The following is a 20,292-nucleotide window of genomic DNA, read 5'->3' as shown; positions in this document are numbered from 1 at the left end:
AGATCATGCAAAACGCCCCTATGAGCATTCTCTGGCCCGACGCGCTCCTGATGGCCGCGGTCGTCGTGGCCTGGCTGAACGATACGATCTTCGGACCGAAGAGCCGCGGCACCACGTATCTGATCGCGCTCGTCTCGACGATCGTGATCGGCGTGTGGTTCGCCTTCACGGCGCTCGACCCGACGCCGCATTACTTCTTCACGCGCATGTACATCGTCGATCCGTTCGCGAGCGCGATGAAGGCAGTGGTGTGCCTGGGCTACGCCGTATCGATCATCTATTCGAAGAAGTACCTCGAAGACCGTGACCTGTTCCGCGGCGACTTCTTCCTGCTCGGCCTGTTCTCGCTGCTCGGCCAGTGCGTGATGATCTCGGGCAACAACTTCCTGACGCTGTATCTCGGCCTCGAACTGATGTCGCTGTCGCTGTATGCGGTCATCGCGCTGCGCAAGGATGCGCCGCAGTCGAACGAGTCGGCCATGAAGTACTACGTGCTCGGCGCGCTCGCTTCCGGCTTCCTGCTCTACGGCATCTCGATGCTGTACGGCGCAACCGGTTCGCTCGAACTGAACGAAGTGCTGAAGGCAGTGGCCTCCGGACATATCAACGACGCGGTCCTGCTGTTCGGCGTGATCTTCATCGTGGCGGGCGTGGCCTTCAAGATGGGCGCGGTGCCGTTTCACATGTGGGTGCCTGACGTCTACCAGGGCGCGCCGACGGCCATGACCATGCTCACCGGCGGCGGCCCGAAGGTCGCGGCCTTTGCGTGGGGCCTGCGCTTCCTCGTGATGGCGCTGCTGCCGCTCGCCGTGGACTGGCAGGAAATGCTGGTGATCCTCGCGGCGCTGTCGCTGATCGTGGGCAACATCACCGGTATCGTGCAGAAGAACATCAAGCGGATGCTGGCGTACTCGGCCATCTCGAACATGGGCTTCGTGCTGCTCGGCCTGCTGTCGGGTGTCGTCGACGGCAAGCTCACGGGCGCGGCCGGCGCGTACAGCTCGGCGATGTTCTACAGCATCATCTATCTGATCACGACGCTCGGTTCGTTCGGCGTGGTCATGCTGCTGGCGCGTCGCGATTTCGAAGCCGAGATGCTCGACGACTTCAAGGGTCTCAACCAGCGCAGCCCGGTCTTCGCGTTCGTCATGATGATCATGATGTTCTCGCTGGCAGGCATTCCGCCGACGGTCGGCTTCTATGCGAAGCTCGCCGTGCTCGAAGCCACGATGAACGCCGGCCTGACCTGGCTCGCCGTGCTGGCCGTGCTGACGTCGCTGGTGGGTGCGTTCTACTACCTGCGCGTCGTGAAGCTGATGTACTTCGATGCACCGCAAGACCACGCGCCCATCGTCTCGGGCGGCCTGAACCGTTCGCTGCTGACGTTGAACGGCCTCGCCGTGCTGGTGCTCGGCCTGGTGCCGGGTCCGCTGATGTCGGCTTGCCTGACGGCCATCTCGCATACGCTGTCGCTGTAATGTCGGCTGCAGGCTGGTTCATCGTGTTGTTGGCGTTCGTGTGCGCCAACCTGCCGTTCCTGAATCAGCGCCTCTTCGCCGTGGTGCCGCTGCCGCTTTCCGCAGCGGCGGCGCACAAGGCAGCGAAGAAGAGCGCGTGGATCCGGATCGGCGAGCTTGTGATTCTCTACTTCGTCGTCGGCGCGCTCGGCTTCATGCTCGAAGCGCGCGCCGGCAACCGTTTCGATCAGGAATGGCAGTTCTATGCCATCACCTTCAGTCTGTTCGTGGTGTTTGCTTTTCCGGGCTTCACGTACCAGTACCTCGTCAAACGCCGCTGACGGCTTCATGCCGTTAGCGGCCTGTTCGCTTCCAACGCACAGGTTTCCAGATGGCAGATCAACGTTCCTTTCCCGCCGGCGATGAAGGCCTTGTCGAGAAGAAGGTCGACAGCGTCACGCTCCACGAAGGCAAGTTCCTCACGCTCAAGCGCGATACCGTCGAATTGCCCGACGGCAAGCATGCGACGCGCGAGTTCGTCGAGCATCCCGGCGCGGTGATGATCCTGCCGGTCTTCGACGATGGCCGCGTGCTGCTGGAACGGCAGTTTCGCTATCCGGTGGGGCGCGTGCTGCTGGAGTTTCCGGCAGGCAAGCTCGATCCGAACGAAAGCGAACTGAACTGCGCCAAGCGCGAATTGCAGGAAGAGACCGGTTATACGGCGCGCGAGTGGACCTTCCTGACGCGCATCCATCCGGTGATCTCGTACTCGACCGAGTTCATCGATATCTATCTGGCGCGCGGTCTCGTCGAGGGCGATGCCCGGCTCGATGAAGGCGAGTTCCTCGAAACCTTCATCGCCGATGAAGCGCAACTGATGAACTGGGTGAAGGAGGGCAGCATCAGTGACGTGAAGACGATCATCGGCGTGTTCTGGCTCGAGAAGATCCGCTCGGGTGAATGGCAGCCGCGAGAACCGGCGCAGGACTAAGCCACGCATTCAACAGACACAGGCGGCCCGCAGGCCGCCTGTGTCGTTTCCGGCCATGCAAGGCAGCGCGCTGGCCGAGCGGATAGAATGAACGACCGGCCCGATCCGGTCATGAGTTTTCAATTCCACTGCGTTTTAGTACGCTCGTTCATAAAGTCCGTGAACCTGAGCTACACTCCATGAAGCCCGAATAGCATGAAGGTCCTCGATTTAAAGTGCGCGCACGATCACCGGTTCGAAGGCTGGTTCGCCTCCACGGAGGAGTTCGAGTCGCAACTGGCGCGCAAGCTGGTCGCCTGCCCGGTGTGTTCGGCGACTGATGTCAGCCGTATGCCGTCTGCACCGCGTCTGAATCTGTCGTCGGCGCGGGGCGAGGCAGTGCAGAAAGCGCCGAGGAACGCGCCGCAGGACGCGGCGAACGCGCCCGCTGCAGCCGACGTACAGGCCCGCGCGTTGCAGTTCATGCGCGAGCTGATATCGAAGACCGAGAACGTGGGCGAGCGGTTTGCCGAGGAAGCGCGGCGCATTCATTACAACGAGGCGCCGGCGCGCAACATTCGCGGCGTCACGACGCCTGAAGATGCGCACGCGTTGCTCGAAGAAGGAATCGACGTATTGCCGTTGCCTGTTCCGGACGCACTGAAGGAGCCGCTGCAGTAAGCATCGCGCGCGGTGTTCTCCATCATGGCCCGGATGCGGGTCATGAACTTTGCAGCGGACCGGAGATGCGCGCAAGCGCCCACTCCGGCCGGGTCTGCACAGGACCGGAGACAAGCGCGCATGGACCTCAGCTACTCGCCTTCCGACGACGCCTTTCGCGTCGACATCCGCACTTGGCTCGACGCCAACCTCCCGCGCACGCTGCGCGACAAAGTCCTCCATCACAAGCGCCTGACGCGCGATGACTACCTCAGCTGGCACAAGCTGCTCGGTGCGCGCGGCTGGTCGGCTGTCGCGTGGCCCACGGAATACGGCGGTCCCGGCTGGAGCGTGACCCAGCGCCATATCTGGGACGAAGAGTGCGCCCGCGCGGGCGCGCCTTCGGTGCTGCCGTTCGGCGTGTCGATGGTCGCGCCGGTCCTGATGAAGTTCGGCAGCGTCGAGCAGCGGTCTTACTATCTGCCGCGCATTCTCGACGGCACCGACTGGTGGTGCCAGGGTTATTCGGAACCCGGCGCGGGCTCGGACCTGGCCTCGCTGCGCACACGCGCCGAGCGGTATGGCGATCACTACCTCGTCAACGGCCAGAAGACCTGGACCACGCTCGCCCAGCACGCCGACATGATGTTCTGCCTCGTGCGTACCGACCCCGACGCGAAGAAACAGGAAGGCATTTCGTTCCTGCTGATCGACATGAAGACGCCGGGCGTGACCGTGCGTCCGATCATCACGCTCGACGAGGATCACGAAGTCAACGAAGTCTTCTTCGAGGACGTGCAGGTGCCGGTGACGAACCGCGTCGGCGAAGAAAATCGCGGCTGGACCTATGCGAAGTATCTGCTCGGCCACGAGCGCACGGGCATCGCGCGGGTCGGGCAGTCGAAACGCGAACTGCAGTTCCTGAAGCGGCTGGCGCTCGATCGCACGCAAGGCAGCAAGCCGCTGCTGCATGATCCGTTGTTCGCAGCCAAGGTGGCCGCGCTCGAAATCGAGCTGATGGCGCTCGAAATGACGGTGCAGCGCGTGGTGGCGAGCGAGGCGGGCGGGCAGGGGCCGGGGCCTGAGGCGTCGATGCTGAAAATCAAGGGCACGGAAGTGCAGCAGGCGTTGACGGAACTGATGGTCGAGGCCATCGGCCCGCAGGCAGCGGCCTTCGATCCCGCGTTTCTCGAAGGCGAACGCGCCCACAGTCAAACCGGCGACGACGATGCCGCGCCGCTCGCCGCGTACTACTTCAACTTCCGCAAGACGTCGATCTACGGCGGCTCGAACGAGATTCAAAAGAACATCATCGCGCAGATGATCCTGGGACTCTGAGGAGCGGCGCATGGACTTCACTTTCAGCGACGAACAGCAGCAATTCCGCGATGCACTGGCCCGCTATCTCGAGCGCGAATATCCGTTCGATGCGCGTCAGAAGATCGTGGCATCGGCGGCGGGCGTCGATGACAAACACTGGCGTGCGTTCGCCGAGCTGGGCGTGCTCGCGTTGCCGGTGCCCGAAGCGCAGGGCGGTTTCGATGGCAATCCCGTTGACATGCTCGTGGTCATGCAGGAGCTGGGACGTGCGCAGGTGGTCGAGCCTTACTGGGCCACGGCGGTGGGCATCGAGGCCTTGCGACTCGCCGCACGCGAAGACGATGCGACAGCGGCAGCATTGCTCGAACGCGCCGGTCGCGGCGAGATCAAGCTGGCGGTCGCGTTCAGCGAGCCGCATGCGCGCTATGACCTCTTCGAGCTGCGCACGGAATCCACGGCAGATGGCGACGCCTTCACGCTCGCCGGCACGAAATCGATGGTGCAGCACGGCGCGCAGGCCGATCACTGGATCGTGCCGGCGCGGCTGGATGGCGAAGTGGCGCTGTTCATCGTCGGGAAGGACGCGGCGAACGTGAGTGTGACCGAATACCGGACCATCGACGGACAGCGCGCCGCGACCCTCGTCTTCGACCGGTCGCCCGCCACGCGTCTCGGCAAGCGCGACACCGGCGCGGCGACGCTTCAGCGGATCGCCGATCACGCGTGCTTCCTGCTCTGCGCCGAAGCGCTCGGCGCGCTCGATGCGCTGCATCTCGCCACCGTCGCCTACAGCCGTGAGCGCCAGCAGTTCGGCATGCCGATCGGGCGCTTCCAGGCGTTGCAGCATCGCATGGTGGACATGCTGATCCATATCGAACAGGCGCGCTCCATCACCTATCTCGCGGCGGCGCATCTGCAAGACGACGATGCCGACCGCCGCGCCCGGACCATCAGCGCCGCGAAGGCGCGCATCGGGCAGGCCGCGCGTTTCGTCGGCCAGCAGGCGGTGCAGCTGCACGGCGGCATGGGCGTGACCCACGAACTGCCGGCGGCGCACTGGTTCAAGCGGCTCTCGATCATCGAGACGACGCTCGGCGATGTCGATCATCATCTCGCGCGCTTCGCTTCATTGCGCGCGTTCTCCATGACCGAAGACTGACGTGCAGCGAGGAGACACGCATGACATACGCTTATGAAGATTTCGAGACTGGCAGCGCGGTGGTCCTGGGCGCGCATACATTCACGCGCGAGGAGATTGTCGGCTTTGCGGAGCGCTACGATCCGCAGCCGTTCCATCTGTCGGAAGAAGCGGGCGAGGCCTCGCACTTCGGCGGCCTGGTCGCGAGCGGCTGGAACACCTGCGCCGCGATGATGGGCATCCTGGTGCGCGACATGGTCGGCGATTCGACCTCGATGGGTTCGCCCGGGCTCGACAACATTCGCTGGCTCAAGCCGGTGCGCGTCGGCGACACAGTGCGGCTGACGGTGCGCGTGCTCGACAAGCGCGTGTCGAAGAGCAAGCCGGATCGCGGCATCGTGCAGACGCGCTGGGAGGCGCACAACCAGCACGGCGAGCTCGTGCTGACCGTCGATTCCGCCGCGCTCTTCGGCCTGCGCCAGCCGGCGGCCGAAGCATGAGCGTCGCCTCGTTGAAGAGCGCGGCGGACGCGTTCGCCGCAGCGGGCAACGCGCGCTACGTGAGCGAATGGACGACGATCGATCAGGCGCGCGTGAACCGCTTCGCCGACGCCACCGACGATCATCAGTGGATCCACGTCGACGTGGAGCGCGCCGCGCGTGAGTCGCCGTTCGGCGGCACGATCGCGCATGGCTTCCTGACACTGTCGCTGGTGCCGATGTGGCTCGCGCAGTGCGTGCCGCTCGCTGCGCGCGTCAGCGTCAACTACGGGCTGAACCGCGTGCGTTTCATGTCGCCGGTGCGCGTGGGTTCCCGGCTGCGTGCGATCTTCGAGGTAGAGCAGGCGAGCGAAGTCGAACCGGGCAGCGTGCAGGTGACGTGGCGCGTGACGGTGGAATGCGAAGGCGCCGATAAACCCGCATGCGTCGCGGAATTCATCACGCGCCACGCGTTCTGACTACGCGAACTTGCCGAACTCCAGCTTGGCGATGGCGTTGCGATGCACTTCGTCGGGGCCATCCGCGAGCCGCAAGGTGCGCGCCGACGCATACGCGTAGGCGAGCGGAAAGTCGTCGCTGACGCCGCCCGCGCCATGCGCCTGGATGGCCCAGTCGATGACCTGGCACGCCACGTTCGGCGCGACCACCTTGATCATCGCGATCTCGCCGCGTGCGCCCTTGTTGCCGACCGTGTCCATCATGAAGGCGGCCTTGAGCGTCAGCAGTCGAGCCTGTTCGATCATGATGCGCGCCTCGGCGATGCGCTCCTGCGTCACGCCATGCTGCGCGATCGGCTTGCCGAAGGCCACGCGTTCGAGCGTGCGCTTCGTCATCAGTTCGAGCGCGCGTTCCGCCAGACCGATCAGCCGCATGCAGTGATGAATGCGGCCGGGTCCGAGCCGTCCCTGCGCGATCTCGAAGCCGCGGCCTTCGCCCAGCAGCAGATTGGCGGCGGGCACGCGCACGCTTTGCAGCGTGATGTCCATGTGGCCGTGGGGCGCGTCGTCGTAGCCGAACACGTGCAGCGGCCGATGCACGGTGACGCCTTGTGAATCCGCGGGCACGAGGATCATCGACTGCTGCGCGTGTTTCGGCGCATCGGGATCGGTCTTGCCCATCACGATGTAGATCTTGCAGCGCGGATCGCCCGCGCCCGACGACCACCACTTGTGACCGTCGATCACATAGCTGTCGCCGTCGCGCACGATGCTGCACCGGATGTTCGTCGCATCCGACGAAGCCACTTCCGGCTCGGTCATCAGGAACGCCGAGCGGATCTCGCCGCGCAGCAGCGGCTCCAGCCATTGGGCCTTCTGCGCGTCGGAACCGTAGCGCTCGATGGTTTCCATGTTGCCGGTATCGGGCGCGCTGCAATTGAACACTTCCGGCGCCCACGGCACGCGGCCCATGATCTCGCACAGCGGCGCGTATTCGAGATTCGTGAGACCGGCGCCGCGTCCGGACGACGGCAGGAACAGATTCCACAGACCCTCGGCGCGCGCGCGTTCCTTGAGGGATTCGATGAGGCGCGTCGGCACCCATGCATTGCCCGCCGCGCGATTCGCCGCGATTTCGTCGGCATAGGCGCGTTCGTTCGGATAGATGTGCGCGTCGAAGAAGGCCAGCAACTTCTCGCGCAACGCTTGCACTTTGGGCGTGTAGTCGAAGTTCATCGATGGTGTCTCCCTTTGGGTCAGCGGCCGACTTTCTGCGCGTACTGCCAGGCGAGTTCCGCCATCGGCCGGGCGCGCTGACCTGCGTCGATGGCCTGCGCGCTCGCGGCAGTGCCGTCGACGACGCGCTTCATGATGCCCTGCAGGATCGCGGCAATGCGGAACATGTTGTACGCGAGATAGAAGTTCCAGTCGCCTTCGATCGCGAAACCCGTGCGTTCGCAGTAGCGCTGCACGTAGGCGTCTTCGTCGGGAATGCCGAGCGCGGCCCAGTCGAGTCCCGCGATGCCGCGAAACTTCGACGGGTCCACGTGCCACGCCATGCAGTGATAGGCGAGATCGGCGAGCGGATCGCCGAGCGTCGAGAGTTCCCAGTCGAGCACCGCGAGCACGCGCGGTTCGGCCGGGTGAAAGATCAGGTTGTCGAGCCGGAAGTCGCCGTGCACCACGCTCACGTGCGGCTTTCCGGTGTGCGGCACGTGCTGCGGCAGCCAGTCGATCAAACGGTTCATCGCGTCGATCTCGCCGGTCTGCGAAGCGAGATACTGCTTGCTCCAGCGGCCGATCTGCCGTTCGAAGTAGTTGCCCGGCTTGCCATGACCCGACAGTCCGGCGGCGTCGACATCCACCGTATGCAGTGCGGCGATCACGCGATTCATCTCGTCGTAGATCGCGGCGCGCGCCTCGCGCGACAGACCCGGCAGCGACGGGTCCCACAACACGCGGCCTTCGACATAGGCCATCACATAGAACGCGCGGCCCATCACGCTCTCGTCCTCGCACAACGCGAGCATGCGCGCGACGGGCACGTCGGTCGCGGCGAGGGCGTCCATCACGCGGTATTCGCGCTCGATCGCATGCGCCGACGGCAGCAGCTTCGCCGCCGGCCCGGGCTTCGTGCGCATCACGTAGCTGCGCGCGGGCGTGACGAGCTTGAAAGTGGGATTGGACTGTCCGCCCGCGAACTGCTCGACCGTGAGCGGGCCGTCGAAGTCATCGACGTGCGCTGCGAGCCACGCGGCAAGCGCGCCGGTGTCGAAGCGCTGCTGTTCCTGCACGGGACGCGTTCCCTCGAACGCGGAGTAATCCTGCATCGTCTCCTCCGTGTTGCGCGGCGCCGTCAGTTCATGTCGCCGGCCTTGTAGCGGATGAATTGAGCGTAAAGCAGTTCCATCGTCGTGTTGCGCACGTCGGCGTGCAGCGGCGCTGAAGGCGCGTGATTGATCGCGTGCACGACCCAGTCGCCGGCTTTCTCGCCGACGTCGAGCGCATTGATGCAGCCGGTCGCCTGCGACAGGTGCCCGAAGAACGCGCGCCCGCCCGCCGTGATCGCGTGCGACAACAGCGCGCGATTGACGCCGCCGTGCAGCACAAGCAGCACCGTGTCCCACGTCGTGTCCGCGCGCAGCCGCGCGACGGCGGGCACCGCGCGATCCAGCAACTGACCGATGGTCTCGCCGCCGAGAAACTGCGTGTCTTCAGCCACGACGCCATCGAATACCGAGAGAAACGCACGCTCGATATCGGCGGTGGTCAGGTCCTTCAGTTTGCCGCCGCGAATCTCCTGCCAGTCGGGCCAGGTTTCGATATCGATCTGCTGGCCCGTTTCCGCGAGCACGCGTTGCGCGGTCTCGACCGTCCGCGGCAGCCCGCTCACGATCACCCGGTCGAAACGCACCTGCTGCGCGGCAAAGACACGGCCCGCCGCGCGCGCTTCCTCGCGTCCGCGTTCGTTGAGCGGCACGCTTTCCGGATCGATCGCGCGGCCGCTGTCGTCGAAGTAGGTGACGTCGCCGTGCCGCATCAGGAAGATGCGGCGCCGTCGCGGCAGCTCGTAGTGGGCCATGGTTCAGCGGTAGTTCGGCTGGCGCTTGTCGAGGAACGCGGTGATGCCTTCGTGCGCGTCGCCGTGATGGAGCGCATCGACGAAGCTGTCGCGCTCCATGTCGAGATGCGCGGGCAGCCCCTGCGTTTCCGCAGCGCCGATCAGCGCCTTGATGCGTGCCAGCGCTTTCGGCGACACGCTGCCGAGATCGTCGGCCCAGGCGATGGCGGCATCGAGCGCAATGCCTTTCTTCGTCAGCCGGTTGACCACGCCCACTTCATGCAGCCGCACGGCGCCGATCGGCTTCGCTTCGAGCAGCACCTCGCTCGCGAGCGTGCGCGGCAACGCGCGCGCCAGGAACCACGATGCGCCGCCGTCCGGCGTCAGGCCGACGCGTGCATAGGACATGACGAAGCGCGCGTCGTCGGCGGCGACGATCAAGTCGCACGCCAGCGCCAGCGAAAAGCCCGCGCCGGCTGCCGCGCCTTCGACGGCCGCGATCACCGGCTTGGTCGACGCGCGCAGCGCGCTGATCCATTCGGCCAGCAAGTCGATGCTTTCGGCCTGCACCGACGGATCCTGCGCGCGGTTCTCGAGCAGGCGGTTCAGATTGCCGCCCGCGCAGAAGAAGTTGTCCGCGCCGGTCAGCACGATGGCGCGCACGCTTGCATCGCGCTCGGCTGCATTCAGCGCTTCGATGCCCGCGGCGTACATGTCCGGATGCAGCGCATTGCGCGCGCCCGGATTGGAGAGCTTCAGCACCAGCGTGGTGTCGCTGCCGGCCGGCCGGGATGTCAGTAGTTCGGCGCTCATCCGAGCTCCTCGATATGGGTAAGCGGAAGTCCAAGCTGGGCGCGCCGCGTGAGCCACGGAGAAGGGCGGTAACGCGGATCGCCCAGCACGCTGTGAATGTTGCGCAGGATCGTGAGCACGGTGTGCGCGCCGAGCGTGTCGCCAAGTGCGAGCGGGCCATGCGGATAGCCGAGCCCCAGCGTCACGGCGAGATCGATGTCCTCGGGCGTCGCGATGCCCTGTTGCGCGATATCGCAACCGATGTTCACGATGGTCGCGACCACGCGTTGCGCGACGAAGCCGGTCGAATCGCGGATCACGCTGACCGGCACGCCGTCGACGGCGAACAGCGCGTGGGCGGCGTCGCGCATCGCGGGCGTGGTGGCGGGCGTCGTCATGACGGTGCGGCGCGCGACGGTGTCGAGCGGGAACAGCGTATCGACGGCGACGACGCGCGTGGCGTCGAGATGTTCGTTGATGGCGGTGGTGGTGGCATCGACGCCGAGCGGCGTGACGACGATCAGCGAGTCCGGCGCGGGCGTGTGGCCGGTGTCGAGATGCACCGAGCAGTCGCAGCGCGCGATCAGCTTCAGCACCTGCTCGCGTCCGGCGGGCCACGCGCGGCTGATCCACACGCGGGTGGGCAGGCGCGTGGGCGCGGCGGCTTCGGGCGGCACGTCGGGCTTGCCATCGACATAACGGTAGAAGCCTTCGCCCGTCTTGCGTCCGACCAGGCCGCCGGCGAGCCGCGTGGCCGTGATCGGCGACGGCCGGAAGCGCGGCTCCTCGTAGAACTGGTGATAGATCGACTCCATCACCGGATGCGATACGTCGAGCGCGGTGAGGTCGAGCAGTTCGAACGGCCCGAGCCGGAAGCCCGCCTGCTCGCGCATGATGCGGTCGATGGTCGCGAAGCTCGCGACGCCTTCGCTCGCCACGCGCAGGCCTTCGGTGTTCATGCCGCGTCCGGCGTGATTGACGATGAAGCCCGGCATGTCCTTCGCGCGCACCGGCGTGTGACCCATGCGACGTGCCAGCGCCATCAACGCATCGCCGGCCTGGACATCGCCGCGCAGGCCGTCGATCACTTCGACGACGCGCATCAGCGGCACCGGATTGAAGAAGTGGAAGCCCGCGACGCGCTGCGGATGCGCGCAGCCCGCGGCGATTGCGGTAATGGACAGCGAAGACGTGTTGGACGCCAGGATGCAGCGCTCGCCGACGACGGCTTCGAGGTCGCGGAACAGCCCGCGCTTGATATCGAGATTCTCGACGATCGCCTCGATGACGGCGTCGCAGCCGGCCAGTTCACTCGTGTCGTGGGCTTCGCGGATGCGGGCGAGCGCTGCGTGCGCATCGGCTTCCTTCAGCTTGCCCTTGGCGCTGAGGCGCGCGAAGGTATCGGACAGATAGGCGCGTGCGGCGGCGAGCGCCTGCGGATTCGTATCGTGCAGCAGCACGTTCAGGCCGCCGAGCGCGGCGATCTGCGCGATGCCGCGTCCCATCGCGCCGCTGCCGACGATGCCGAGCGTCTCGATGCGGTATTCGGGTTGACTCATGATGCGGTTCGGCTCCTTCGGAAGTGGACCACACAGGCCCGCGCGGCGCGGCGCCGGGCGAGCCGTTCAGCGGCGCGCGGCGGACCGCGCACCCTTTTTAGAGCCTGGCGAGCCGTTCGAGTGCGAGGGCGAGCGTCTCTTCCTTCTTGGCGAAGCAGAAGCGCACGACGCCCGACTCATGGCTCTCGTGATAGAACGCCGACACCGGAATCGCGGCCACGCCGATCTCGCTCGTGAGCCATTGCGCGAACTCGGCTTCGGGCAGGTCGCTGATCTTCGAATAATCGACGCACTGGAAATAAGTGCCGTCGCAAGGCAGCAGCGAGAAGCGCGAGTTCGCCAGACCGGCGCGGAAGAAGTCGCGCTTCTTCTGGTAGAACGCGGGCAGTTCGAGGTACGGCTTCGGGTCGTCGAGATAATGCGCGAGACCGATCTGCATCGGCGTGTTGACCGTGAACACGTTGAACTGATGCACCTTGCGGAACTCGGCGGTCAGTGCGGCGGGCGCCGCCACGTAGCCGATCTTCCAGCCCGTCACGTGAAAGGTCTTGCCAAAGCTCGACACGACGAAGCTGCGCTTCGCCAGTTCCGGATAGCGCGAGACGCTTTCGTGCGGCGCGCCGTCGTAGACCATGTGCTCGTAGACCTCGTCGGACACGATCAGCACGCCGGTGCCGCGCACGATGTCTTCCAGCTTGCGCATGTCCTCGGCGCGCCAGACGCGGCCGGTCGGATTGTGCGGCGTGTTGATCATGAGCAGGCGCGTCTTCGGCGTGATCGCGGCGGCGATCTTGTCGAACGGCAGCGCGTAGTCCGGCGCCTCCAGCGACACGAACACCGGCTTGCCGCCCGCGAGCTCGATGGACGGCACGTAGCTGTCGTACATCGGCTCGATCACGACCACTTCATCGCCCGGATGCACGCAGCACAGCACCGCTGTGAGCAGCGCCTGGGTCGCGCCGGCGGTCACCGTGATCTCACGGTCGGCGTCATAGGCGCGGCCGTAGAGCGCTTCGATCTTGCGGGCGATCGCCTGGCGCAGCGGCGCGGCGCCTGCCATCGGCGGATATTGATTGTGACCCTGGCGCATTGCGTCGGCCACGGCATCGACGATGCGTGCGTCGCAATCGAAATCGGGGAAACCCTGACCGAGGTTCACCGCGCCTTTCTGCGTCGCAAGCGCGCTCATCACGGTGAAGATGGTCGTGCCCACGTTGGGCAGGCGCGACGGGAAGGCATCGGGTGAAGCGGGCGGCAGTTCGTGCGTGGCGTTCATGGTCATGTCGGCGGATAGGTCGCGATATGGAATGCAGATGCGGAAAGCACTTTGAAGCGCGTGTGCACGCTATTTTAGTGCAGCGTCAGTCTGTGTCAGCCAATGGCCGCGGCTGCTTCGAGTTCGTGGACGAACGGCTTCGGCTCCGCGATGCGGAAACCGAAATCGCGTGCAACGCGGCGCGCGAGCTTCAGCACCGCCCGATCCTTCGAGACGAGCCAGTGCGCACCGGACGCATGCGCGAGCTCGAGGAACTTCTGGTCGTCGCGATCCTTGCACTTGGGCAGCGGGGGCGCGTCTTCGGCCAGGTTCGTTTCGACGAGCGTCGTCAGGCGCGCGACCGTCGCGAGCGCCGCCCTTGCGTCCACGTCCATGCGCACGAACTGCGGATAATCCAGCACGTGCGTGAGTTCCCTGAGACAGCGGCGGTCGATCAGCGCTTCGAGCGTGCGGGCTTCGAGAGCCGCGTGGATCGGGCGCGTAGCGGGGTCGTCGAAAACGAGGATGTCGATCCATACGTTCGAATCGAGCACGACGCGCAGCGGCGACGGCTGCAATGACGGTGACGGCGGCGTTGACTGCGACGGCTGCGGCTGCGGCAGCGGCGCGGCGGAATGGTCCATTCGATACAATCTGGGGTTTATGCCTATGATCGCCGGCGGCGTGCCGGCGAGCCTCCATGATAATCGTTCTCTCGCCTGCCAAATCGCTCGACTACGAGACGCCGCCTCACGTCCGCAAACACACGCTGCCGCAATTCGTCGATGACGCCGCCGAACTGATTCACGGCCTGCGCAAGCTGTCGCCGCAGGAAATCGGCGGCATGATGGGCATCTCGGATCCGCTCGCCGCCCTGAATTTCCAGCGTTTCGCGGAATGGTCGACCACCTTCGACACGCAGAACTCGAAGCAGGCCGTGCTCGCCTTCAATGGCGACGTGTACGAAGGGTTCGCCGCCAAAAGCCTGTCGTCGAGCGACCTCGACTTCGCACAGAATCACGTGCGCGTGCTGTCGGGTCTTTACGGGCTCTTGCGGCCGCTCGACCTGCTGCAGCCGTACCGGCTCGAAATGGGCACGAAGTTTCCCAATGCACGCGGCAAGGATCTCTACGCGTTCTGGGGCGAACGCATCACGGCAGCGCTCAACGAGCAGCTGCACAAGCAGCGCGGCGCGCGCGTGCTGGTGAATTGCGCGTCGGGCGAGTATTTCAAGTCGGTCAAGCCGAAGCAGCTCGTGGCGCCCGTGATTTCGCCCGTGTTCGAGGACTGGAAGGGCGGCCGCTACAAGATCATCAGCTTTCACGCGAAGCGCGCGCGCGGCCTGATGGCGCGTTATGCGGTGGAGAACCGTATCGACGAGCCCGAAGCACTCAAGGATTTCGACAGCGAAGGCTACGCGTTCGACGCGAAGGCATCGAACGATTCGACTTATGTGTTTCGCCGGCGCATCGCGGACTGAGCCCGACGCCAGACGCCCGCAATGACGCGAACACGACAGCCAAAGGACACCATTATGAGCATCTCCATTTCGAGCAACTTCGACGCGGGCGCAATCGACGTCCTGAACGCCGACGACCCCGCCGACATTCGTCTGCGCATCCGTCCGGATACGCAGGCGGACTTCGCGCAGTGGTTCTACTTCCGGGTGTCGGGCGCGCGCGGCGAGCGTCTCGTGATGACCTTCGAGAACGCGGCGCAGTGCGCGTTTCCGGAAGGCTGGCGCGACTATGAAGCGGTCGCGAGCTATGACCGCGTGAACTGGTTCCGCGTGTCGACGGAGTACGACGGAAAGGTGATGACGATCGATCACACGCCGGACTTCGACCGCATCTACTACGCGTATTTCGAGCCGTACAGCGAGGAGCGTCATTCCGAATTCCTCGGCGCGGTCCAGCAGATGCCGCTCGCGACGCTGACGGAGATCGGCAGCTCGGTGCAGGGCCGGCCGATGTCGATACTCTCGCTCGGCATCCCCGATTTCGGCGATGCGCCGCCGAAGAAGAACATCTGGATCATCGCGCGCCAGCATCCGGGCGAGACCATGGCCGAATGGTTCGTCGAAGGGCTCGTCAAGCGGCTGGCCGGCTTCGGCGACTGGTCGGGCGATCCCGTGGCGCGCGCGCTGTTCGAGCGGGCCATCTTCCATATCGTGCCTAACATGAATCCCGACGGCAGCATGCTCGGCAACCTGCGCACCAACGCGGCGGGCGCGAATCTGAATCGCGAGTGGATGGAGCCGAGCGCCGAACGCAGTCCCGAAGTGCTGGCCGTGCGCGAGGCAATTGCCGAGATGGGCTGCGACATGTTCTTCGACATCCATGGCGACGAGGCCATTCCGTATGTGTTCGTCGCCGGGTCCGAGATGCTGCCGGGCTTCACCGAACGGCAGGCAGCGGAGCAGAAGGCCTTCGTGCAGTTCTTCAAGCAGGCGAGCCCGGATTTCCAGGACGTCCATGGCTATGAGGCGAGCAAGTATCAGACGGATGCGCTCAAGCTGGCGTCGAAGTACATCGGCAACGAGTACGGGTGTCTTTCACTGACGCTCGAGATGCCGTTCAAGGACAACGCCAATCTGCCGGACGAGAGCGTGGGCTGGAGTGGTGCACGCAGCGCGGCGCTGGGTGCCTCGATGTTGCAGGCCATCCTGTGGCATGTGCAGGCGTTTGCGGAATAAGGTGTATTTCTTGGGTTCATACGCAACAGGGCGTGGTCACATCGCGTGACCACGCCCTGTTCGTTTGATCTGGCTTGCCTGCTGGCGTGCAGCCTAGTGCTTCTTGCTGCTCTTCTTGGTTGACTTCGTCTTCGACGTGCTCTTCTTGCCCGATGACTTGGTCTTGGCGCCGTGCTTGGATTTGGTGCTGCGCGTGGCATGCGATTGCGGACGCAGCGGCGGCACGGGATCGTTCCAGCCAAACGCCAGCAACTGGCTGCCGACGTACCCGCAGCGGAACTTCAATGGCGTAGGGTTGCGCTCGTCGCTCTTCGGCATGCCCTGACCTTCGACCGTCACGACGTTGTCCACCTTGATGCGCTGCTTCTTCTCGTCGAACGAATCGTTCCACGGCTCGATGCCGGAGTGCGATGAATCGAACGACTCGGGGGGGAACTCGACGTGGTCGAACGCAGTGGACGTGCTGGCGATGAAGTTGCCGTGCGCGGCGCAATCCGCCACGAGCGGATTGGCGTTGAAGTCGATGACGAAGTGGTGAATCAACTCGTTGCGTTCGTCGAGCGTATCGGCAAAGGCGGACACCCCGCATGCCAACGACACGCATACCGTCAACCGGCCGACGAGCCGCAGCAGCCGGCGCGGTGCGTAGTTACTATCCATCAGGTCAGGCGCTAAGAAGACACGGCCAAGTAAGATGCGCCGTGTGGGGAAGGAGTTCAATCTTATCGTACTTTGCGCGCGTTCCCATCGCGGGCGGTCTGAAATGGAGCGAACCAGACCGTACGCAAGTGACTGCCAGGATGCCGGTGACAAGCTTCAAACGCGCTTCAGACGCGTGGACCACGATCCAGCCGATAACGGCGCACGTCATACGTCGTGATCCAGGCGGGCTTGTAGACCGTGATGAGGATGGTGAGCAGGCCGGTGAAGAGGGCCTCGCCCGCACCGAGCAGGAAGGAGCCGCGCATGAACGCGGCCGGTACGACAAAGGGGCCGGTAGCCAGCGCCATCTCGAGCAGCACGGTGGCGCCGCATGCGGCGGCGACCGCTGCGCCCGACGTGATGAAGCCGTGACCTGCAATGAATGTGAAGAGATTGCGCGGCAGCCATGCATTGCTCAGCCGATGAAGCAGCGTGGATACGCCCACTGGCAACGCGCCGAACAGCAGATACGTGGTCGCGACGTTGAGCCATGACGCGTCAAGCACGACGGCGGCGAGTCCGGTGGTTGCCGCTGTGCCGATCAGCGCGAGCCGCCAGTCGAACAACGTGACCATGAGGGTTGCGCCGAGCAGATGGATCACGGGGCCGTCATCGAACCATGCGTTGCAGGCCCATAGCACCGTGACGGCGACGATGGTGCCGAGCCAGACGTGCTGTAGCGTGGCGTCCTGCAGACGCGTGAACGGACGTTGCAGGACGGCAAGCGCGAGCAGGCCAGCGGCGGCGACCCAGCTGCCAACCGTCAGCCACAGCGGTAGCGGTGTGTAGAAGAACCCCATGTCTTGCATATTACTCGTTGCGCGTGAAACGTGTGCGCAAAGGACGGACCCGTTTGCACGCTTTTTTCCTAGAACGGCGATCGCGGCTCCGCGGCCATGGGCAGCGAGCCCGGGTCGAGGTCGGTCAGCGAAGGATAACGTTTGCGCGAGCGCCGCAACGGAATGATGCCGGGCTCACCGGTCACGACGGGCATGGGCTGCTCGTCGAGGCCACGCAGAATGGCGAGATGCGGATTCAGCACGCCGTTGTAGATGGCGACGGCCGCAGCGCGATTGCTTGCGCCCAGTTGCTGGAAGATGCTTGCAAGGTGGATCTTCACGGTGCCCTCGCTGATGCCCAGCGTCTTGGCAATCATCTTGTTGGTGCTTCCCATATGGACGCAGCGCATGATCTGCTGCTGCCGCGGCGACAAGGTGGGATGGTGCCGGACCTTGAGCAGTTGCTTCTCGACTACTTGCGCGCGCCGCGCCGCGATCTCGCGCGTGAGATCGGGATCGACGATATCGGCCGGGATGTAGTGGCCGCCCACCAGCACCATCTCGAGCGCGCGCAGGATCAGCGCGGGGTCGAGCGCCCGCGGCACGATGCCCATGGCGCCGGCGTTCATCAGCGAGTACACGAGCCCCGCGCTGCAACGGTCGATCATCACGGCGGCGGGCACGCGCGGGACTTCGTCCAGGATGGACTGCAAGTCATAGGCGCGCAGATCCGATGTCCAGTCGATCATGATCATGTCAGGGCTGGTGCGCAGCAGTAACGAACGAGCTTGTCTCCAGTCCTTCGCCTCATTGAACTGCGCTTGACGAGCGATACGGCGCAGCAAGGTTTTGAGGCCCGCGCGGCGTTCTGCGTCGGAACCGATGATATTGATATTCATGCTTGACCTCGTGTCAAAAGTGCCCCGCACGCGCCTCCGCGCCGGGATTGTTATCGCCCATATGGCAGGCGTTTCGGCAATATTGACAAATTCCGGGCCGTTCCGCGCCCTAGCCGAATGGCATAGGCGTAAATACAGAAAACCCCGCACAGGGCGGGGTTGGTTGAGTTCCGGCAGTGGCTTCGCGCGTCAGTGGAAGTGTGGCTGCGCGGGTTCGGCGTCCTCGGGCATCTCGGCGTGAACGATCTCGCCGAGCGGATCTGCGTAGAGCGGCACGCCGCAGTCGTCGCAGAACTCGGGCTCGAAGCGCCCGGCATGACGACGCACGTCCGTCACGCCTGCCTTCTTCAGCAACTCGACGATCTCCTCGACCGGGCCGTTCGCGCCTTCGAGTTCGGCGGTGTCGTCTTCCATGCCGAGCTCGCCGTTCTCGCGGCCATACAGCGGCCAGACCACGCCGTAGATCACGTCATTGCTGCCGCGACGGGTGAAGCCGATGCGGTACTCGTCGATGCGTCGCTCGCCGAACCCGGCAATGACCGCGCGCAGATCTTGCGGCGCCGTCCCGAGCGTGTCGAACAGATAGCGGACTGCGGTCCGTACGGTATGCGGGCGAACTTGCTCGTCGGCATCGCGACAGGCTGAATAGTAGGCATCCGGCAGCAAGCACTCGAATTCGCAACCTGGAAGGATGGCGGCGAAGCTCGGACCGCCTTGCGTCGTCCACTGTTCGAGGCATTGCCCCCGTTCGACGCGACTACCGTTCTCGTCTTCCTGCCAGCGAAAGAACGCGGCGCCCGACGGCACCACGAGCAACGCGAGCAGGAAGCGCGGATCGGCCAGGATCGGTGAGGTTTCGGGAAGATCGGCGAGATTCAGCCGGATCGTCGCGCCGCCCGTCGCGCCTTGCAGCAGCTGCTGCGCGAGCCGGGCCGTGTCGACGTGATGGCGCGGCAACTGGTCGATGCTGTACAGATAGGGCGCCACGGCGACGCGCACGTCTGTGGCGAGGATATGCGCCTGCATTTGCGTGCGCAGGGCGTCGACGGCATCGCTCTTGAGCGCGCCCGACGGGATGGCATAGCGCGTCCAGGCGAGCACCGGGGCGGCGATCAGGAGCGCTTCGTGAGGCGTGCCGTCGATGTCGATGGAGAACGACTCGCTGTGCGTCTCCGCCATGTCGGCGAGCGCGCCGTATGCGTCGGGATGGTTCTGCTGAAGGTGATCGAGCGCAGCATCGAGCGTGGTCTGATTGCCGTTGCGCACGAGCTTGGCGATGAGCGTGTCGAGGCGGGCTTCCCAGAAGCGATCCTCGACGCGGCTGCCGGACGCGAAGAGCGCGAGGGAGAGGCTGACGAGCTTGTCGGCGTCTGGGGGAATACGTTTGGCGATTCGCGAGCGCATATCGGTACTGGAATGAGTTAGTGCGGTGAACCTTTGATTGTAGTCGCTCAGCCGTGGCTTTTACCGCTGGCCGTTTGGCCAACGCCGGAGCAGGGGCGAAGTGCCTGGCCGGAGATGCACGATTTTTTTCAATGCTGCCCTTGCGCTTCTCGATCAGGGTCACTAGAATTCCGTTCCTTCGCGATTCGATGAACGCGAAGGGAGCGGGAAAGACGGGTTGGACGTCGCGTTGTGGGGCAGGTAGTTGAATGCACCGAGCGCAGTTAGCGAGAAAGAAAGTTCGAATTTCTTGTTGACAGACTTCAAAACGTTGTTCATAATCTCGTTTCTCTGCTGCTGATGCAGCGACGCAAGACAGAAGTGCAGTGGTTCTGTTCTGCGATGTGCTCTTTAAAAACTAACAGCCGATAAGTGTGGGCGCTTGATGCGGGTGCGGCCGGTTCTTCGGAACGGGTAATAGCAAAAGTATCAAGAGTCTCACACGAAGTATCAGAGGAAGGTTTGTCTGTCTTAGGACGGATTAATCATCGTCAGTACGTTGAGTGAGCGACCGGTTTCGAAAGAGACCGAAAACAGTAACAGGCATTGAACTGAAGAGTTTGATCCTGGCTCAGATTGAACGCTGGCGGCATGCCTTACACATGCAAGTCGAACGGCAGCACGG

Annotated in this window: 21 protein-coding genes; 10 read left to right on the top strand and 11 right to left on the bottom strand. The window is 64.5% G+C overall.

Annotated elements, in window-relative coordinates:
- The first annotated feature begins 5 nt into the window (after positions 1-5).
- The 8 genes from nuoN to QCE83_RS08500 all read left to right on the top strand — a co-directional run bounded on the left by nuoN (position 6) and on the right by QCE83_RS08500 (position 6,503).
- Complete coding sequence (gene nuoN / locus QCE83_RS08535; protein ID WP_309808701.1) at positions 6-1,478, top strand: NADH-quinone oxidoreductase subunit NuoN; 1,473 nt, start codon at positions 6-8, stop codon at positions 1,476-1,478.
- A complete protein-coding gene (locus QCE83_RS08530; RefSeq protein ID WP_309808699.1) occupies positions 1,478-1,798 on the top strand; it encodes a DUF2818 family protein in 321 nt (106 codons plus the stop codon). The genes nuoN and QCE83_RS08530 overlap by 1 nt, the downstream gene beginning before the upstream one ends.
- A gap of 50 nt (positions 1,799-1,848) precedes the next feature.
- Positions 1,849-2,448, top strand: coding sequence for an NUDIX hydrolase (locus QCE83_RS08525; RefSeq protein WP_309808697.1), 600 nt, complete (start codon positions 1,849-1,851; stop codon positions 2,446-2,448).
- Positions 2,449-2,643: 195 nt separating this feature from the next.
- A complete protein-coding gene (locus QCE83_RS08520; protein ID WP_309808694.1) occupies positions 2,644-3,108 on the top strand; it encodes a DUF1178 family protein in 465 nt (154 codons plus the stop codon).
- Between the two features lie 120 nt (positions 3,109-3,228).
- Positions 3,229-4,425 carry an acyl-CoA dehydrogenase family protein gene (locus tag QCE83_RS08515; protein ID WP_309808691.1) on the top strand — a complete coding sequence of 399 codons (1,197 nt, stop codon included), beginning with the start codon at positions 3,229-3,231 and terminating at the stop codon, positions 4,423-4,425.
- 10 nt (positions 4,426-4,435) lie between these two features.
- Positions 4,436-5,566, top strand: coding sequence for an acyl-CoA dehydrogenase (locus QCE83_RS08510; RefSeq protein WP_309808689.1), 1,131 nt, complete (start codon positions 4,436-4,438; stop codon positions 5,564-5,566).
- A 20-nt stretch (positions 5,567-5,586) separates the two neighbouring features.
- Positions 5,587-6,045 (top strand): MaoC family dehydratase, encoded by a 459-nt coding sequence (locus tag QCE83_RS08505; RefSeq protein ID WP_309808688.1) that lies wholly within the window; start codon positions 5,587-5,589, stop codon positions 6,043-6,045.
- Entirely contained in the window at positions 6,042-6,503 is a 462-nt protein-coding gene (locus tag QCE83_RS08500; RefSeq protein WP_309808686.1) for a MaoC family dehydratase, read from the top strand. Before QCE83_RS08505 ends, QCE83_RS08500 begins: the two co-directional genes overlap by 4 nt.
- Here QCE83_RS08500 and QCE83_RS08495 read toward each other — a convergent pair whose 3' ends face one another.
- The 7 genes from QCE83_RS08495 to QCE83_RS08465 all read right to left on the bottom strand — a co-directional run bounded on the left by QCE83_RS08495 (position 6,504) and on the right by QCE83_RS08465 (position 13,793).
- On the bottom strand, positions 6,504-7,718 hold the full coding sequence (locus QCE83_RS08495) for an acyl-CoA dehydrogenase family protein (RefSeq protein ID WP_309808684.1): 1,215 nt from the start codon (positions 7,716-7,718) through the stop codon (positions 6,504-6,506).
- 20 nt (positions 7,719-7,738) lie between these two features.
- Positions 7,739-8,812, bottom strand: coding sequence for a phosphotransferase (locus QCE83_RS08490; RefSeq protein ID WP_309808682.1), 1,074 nt, complete (start codon positions 8,810-8,812; stop codon positions 7,739-7,741).
- A 26-nt stretch (positions 8,813-8,838) separates the two neighbouring features.
- Entirely contained in the window at positions 8,839-9,564 is a 726-nt protein-coding gene (locus QCE83_RS08485) for a histidine phosphatase family protein (RefSeq protein WP_309808681.1), read from the bottom strand.
- Between the two features lie 3 nt (positions 9,565-9,567).
- A complete protein-coding gene (locus QCE83_RS08480) occupies positions 9,568-10,356 on the bottom strand; it encodes an oxepin-CoA hydrolase, alternative type (protein WP_309808678.1) in 789 nt (262 codons plus the stop codon).
- Positions 10,353-11,894 (bottom strand): 3-hydroxyacyl-CoA dehydrogenase, encoded by a 1,542-nt coding sequence (locus tag QCE83_RS08475; RefSeq protein ID WP_309808677.1) that lies wholly within the window; start codon positions 11,892-11,894, stop codon positions 10,353-10,355. The genes QCE83_RS08480 and QCE83_RS08475 overlap by 4 nt, the downstream gene beginning before the upstream one ends.
- 97 nt (positions 11,895-11,991) lie before the next feature.
- Complete coding sequence (locus tag QCE83_RS08470; RefSeq protein ID WP_309808675.1) at positions 11,992-13,170, bottom strand: pyridoxal phosphate-dependent aminotransferase; 1,179 nt, start codon at positions 13,168-13,170, stop codon at positions 11,992-11,994.
- Between the two features lie 95 nt (positions 13,171-13,265).
- Entirely contained in the window at positions 13,266-13,793 is a 528-nt protein-coding gene (locus tag QCE83_RS08465; protein ID WP_309808673.1) for a putative toxin-antitoxin system toxin component, PIN family, read from the bottom strand.
- A 56-nt stretch (positions 13,794-13,849) separates the two neighbouring features.
- Between QCE83_RS08465 and yaaA the strand changes: the two genes are divergently transcribed.
- Complete coding sequence (gene yaaA / locus QCE83_RS08460) at positions 13,850-14,629, top strand: peroxide stress protein YaaA (protein WP_309808671.1); 780 nt, start codon at positions 13,850-13,852, stop codon at positions 14,627-14,629.
- 54 nt (positions 14,630-14,683) lie between these two features.
- Positions 14,684-15,844: a M14-type cytosolic carboxypeptidase gene (locus QCE83_RS08455; RefSeq protein ID WP_309808669.1), complete on the top strand. Its 1,161-nt coding sequence runs from the start codon at positions 14,684-14,686 to the stop codon at positions 15,842-15,844.
- Positions 15,845-15,937: 93 nt separating this feature from the next.
- On the opposite strand, the gene QCE83_RS08450 is transcribed toward QCE83_RS08455, so the two are convergent.
- The 4 genes from QCE83_RS08450 to QCE83_RS08435 all read right to left on the bottom strand — a co-directional run bounded on the left by QCE83_RS08450 (position 15,938) and on the right by QCE83_RS08435 (position 19,628).
- Complete coding sequence (locus tag QCE83_RS08450) at positions 15,938-16,504, bottom strand: BspC domain-containing protein (RefSeq protein WP_309808667.1); 567 nt, start codon at positions 16,502-16,504, stop codon at positions 15,938-15,940.
- Between the two features lie 167 nt (positions 16,505-16,671).
- Entirely contained in the window at positions 16,672-17,346 is a 675-nt protein-coding gene (locus QCE83_RS08445; RefSeq protein WP_309808665.1) for an energy-coupling factor ABC transporter permease, read from the bottom strand.
- A 68-nt stretch (positions 17,347-17,414) separates the two neighbouring features.
- Positions 17,415-18,224, bottom strand: coding sequence for a response regulator transcription factor (locus QCE83_RS08440; protein WP_309808663.1), 810 nt, complete (start codon positions 18,222-18,224; stop codon positions 17,415-17,417).
- A 189-nt stretch (positions 18,225-18,413) separates the two neighbouring features.
- Positions 18,414-19,628 (bottom strand): DUF2863 family protein, encoded by a 1,215-nt coding sequence (locus QCE83_RS08435; protein WP_309808661.1) that lies wholly within the window; start codon positions 19,626-19,628, stop codon positions 18,414-18,416.
- Positions 19,629-20,292: the final 664 nt, after the last annotated feature.

Origin of the sequence: Caballeronia sp. LZ034LL (genome assembly GCF_031451215.1) — a bacterium.
In the GTDB taxonomy this organism is placed as follows: Bacteria; Pseudomonadota; Gammaproteobacteria; order Burkholderiales; family Burkholderiaceae; genus Caballeronia.
Note: the sequence above shows the minus strand (reverse complement) of the source record. Positions and strands in the feature narration are given on the sequence as shown.

What these genes read in the sequence shown, in the direction of transcription:
- QCE83_RS08480 (WP_309808678.1), bottom strand. Translation starts at nt 10,356, where the DNA reads ATGAGCGCCGAACTACTGACATCCCGGCCGGCCGGCAGCGACACCACG.
- QCE83_RS08500 (WP_309808686.1), top strand. Translation starts at nt 6,042, where the DNA reads ATGAGCGTCGCCTCGTTGAAGAGCGCGGCGGACGCGTTCGCCGCAGCG.
- QCE83_RS08470 (WP_309808675.1), bottom strand. Translation starts at nt 13,170, where the DNA reads ATGAACGCCACGCACGAACTGCCGCCCGCTTCACCCGATGCCTTCCCG.
- QCE83_RS08440 (WP_309808663.1), bottom strand. Translation starts at nt 18,224, where the DNA reads ATGAATATCAATATCATCGGTTCCGACGCAGAACGCCGCGCGGGCCTC.
- QCE83_RS08435 (WP_309808661.1), bottom strand. Translation starts at nt 19,628, where the DNA reads ATGCGCTCGCGAATCGCCAAACGTATTCCCCCAGACGCCGACAAGCTC.
- QCE83_RS08450 (WP_309808667.1), bottom strand. Translation starts at nt 16,504, where the DNA reads ATGGATAGTAACTACGCACCGCGCCGGCTGCTGCGGCTCGTCGGCCGG.
- yaaA (WP_309808671.1), top strand. Translation starts at nt 13,850, where the DNA reads ATGATAATCGTTCTCTCGCCTGCCAAATCGCTCGACTACGAGACGCCG.
- QCE83_RS08465 (WP_309808673.1), bottom strand. Translation starts at nt 13,793, where the DNA reads ATGGACCATTCCGCCGCGCCGCTGCCGCAGCCGCAGCCGTCGCAGTCA.
- QCE83_RS08510 (WP_309808689.1), top strand. Translation starts at nt 4,436, where the DNA reads ATGGACTTCACTTTCAGCGACGAACAGCAGCAATTCCGCGATGCACTG.
- QCE83_RS08530 (WP_309808699.1), top strand. Translation starts at nt 1,478, where the DNA reads ATGTCGGCTGCAGGCTGGTTCATCGTGTTGTTGGCGTTCGTGTGCGCC.
- QCE83_RS08495 (WP_309808684.1), bottom strand. Translation starts at nt 7,718, where the DNA reads ATGAACTTCGACTACACGCCCAAAGTGCAAGCGTTGCGCGAGAAGTTG.
- QCE83_RS08485 (WP_309808681.1), bottom strand. Translation starts at nt 9,564, where the DNA reads ATGGCCCACTACGAGCTGCCGCGACGGCGCCGCATCTTCCTGATGCGG.
- QCE83_RS08475 (WP_309808677.1), bottom strand. Translation starts at nt 11,894, where the DNA reads ATGAGTCAACCCGAATACCGCATCGAGACGCTCGGCATCGTCGGCAGC.
- QCE83_RS08445 (WP_309808665.1), bottom strand. Translation starts at nt 17,346, where the DNA reads ATGGGGTTCTTCTACACACCGCTACCGCTGTGGCTGACGGTTGGCAGC.
- QCE83_RS08515 (WP_309808691.1), top strand. Translation starts at nt 3,229, where the DNA reads ATGGACCTCAGCTACTCGCCTTCCGACGACGCCTTTCGCGTCGACATC.
- QCE83_RS08520 (WP_309808694.1), top strand. Translation starts at nt 2,644, where the DNA reads ATGAAGGTCCTCGATTTAAAGTGCGCGCACGATCACCGGTTCGAAGGC.
- QCE83_RS08455 (WP_309808669.1), top strand. Translation starts at nt 14,684, where the DNA reads ATGAGCATCTCCATTTCGAGCAACTTCGACGCGGGCGCAATCGACGTC.
- nuoN (WP_309808701.1), top strand. Translation starts at nt 6, where the DNA reads ATGCAAAACGCCCCTATGAGCATTCTCTGGCCCGACGCGCTCCTGATG.
- QCE83_RS08490 (WP_309808682.1), bottom strand. Translation starts at nt 8,812, where the DNA reads ATGCAGGATTACTCCGCGTTCGAGGGAACGCGTCCCGTGCAGGAACAG.
- QCE83_RS08505 (WP_309808688.1), top strand. Translation starts at nt 5,587, where the DNA reads ATGACATACGCTTATGAAGATTTCGAGACTGGCAGCGCGGTGGTCCTG.
- QCE83_RS08525 (WP_309808697.1), top strand. Translation starts at nt 1,849, where the DNA reads ATGGCAGATCAACGTTCCTTTCCCGCCGGCGATGAAGGCCTTGTCGAG.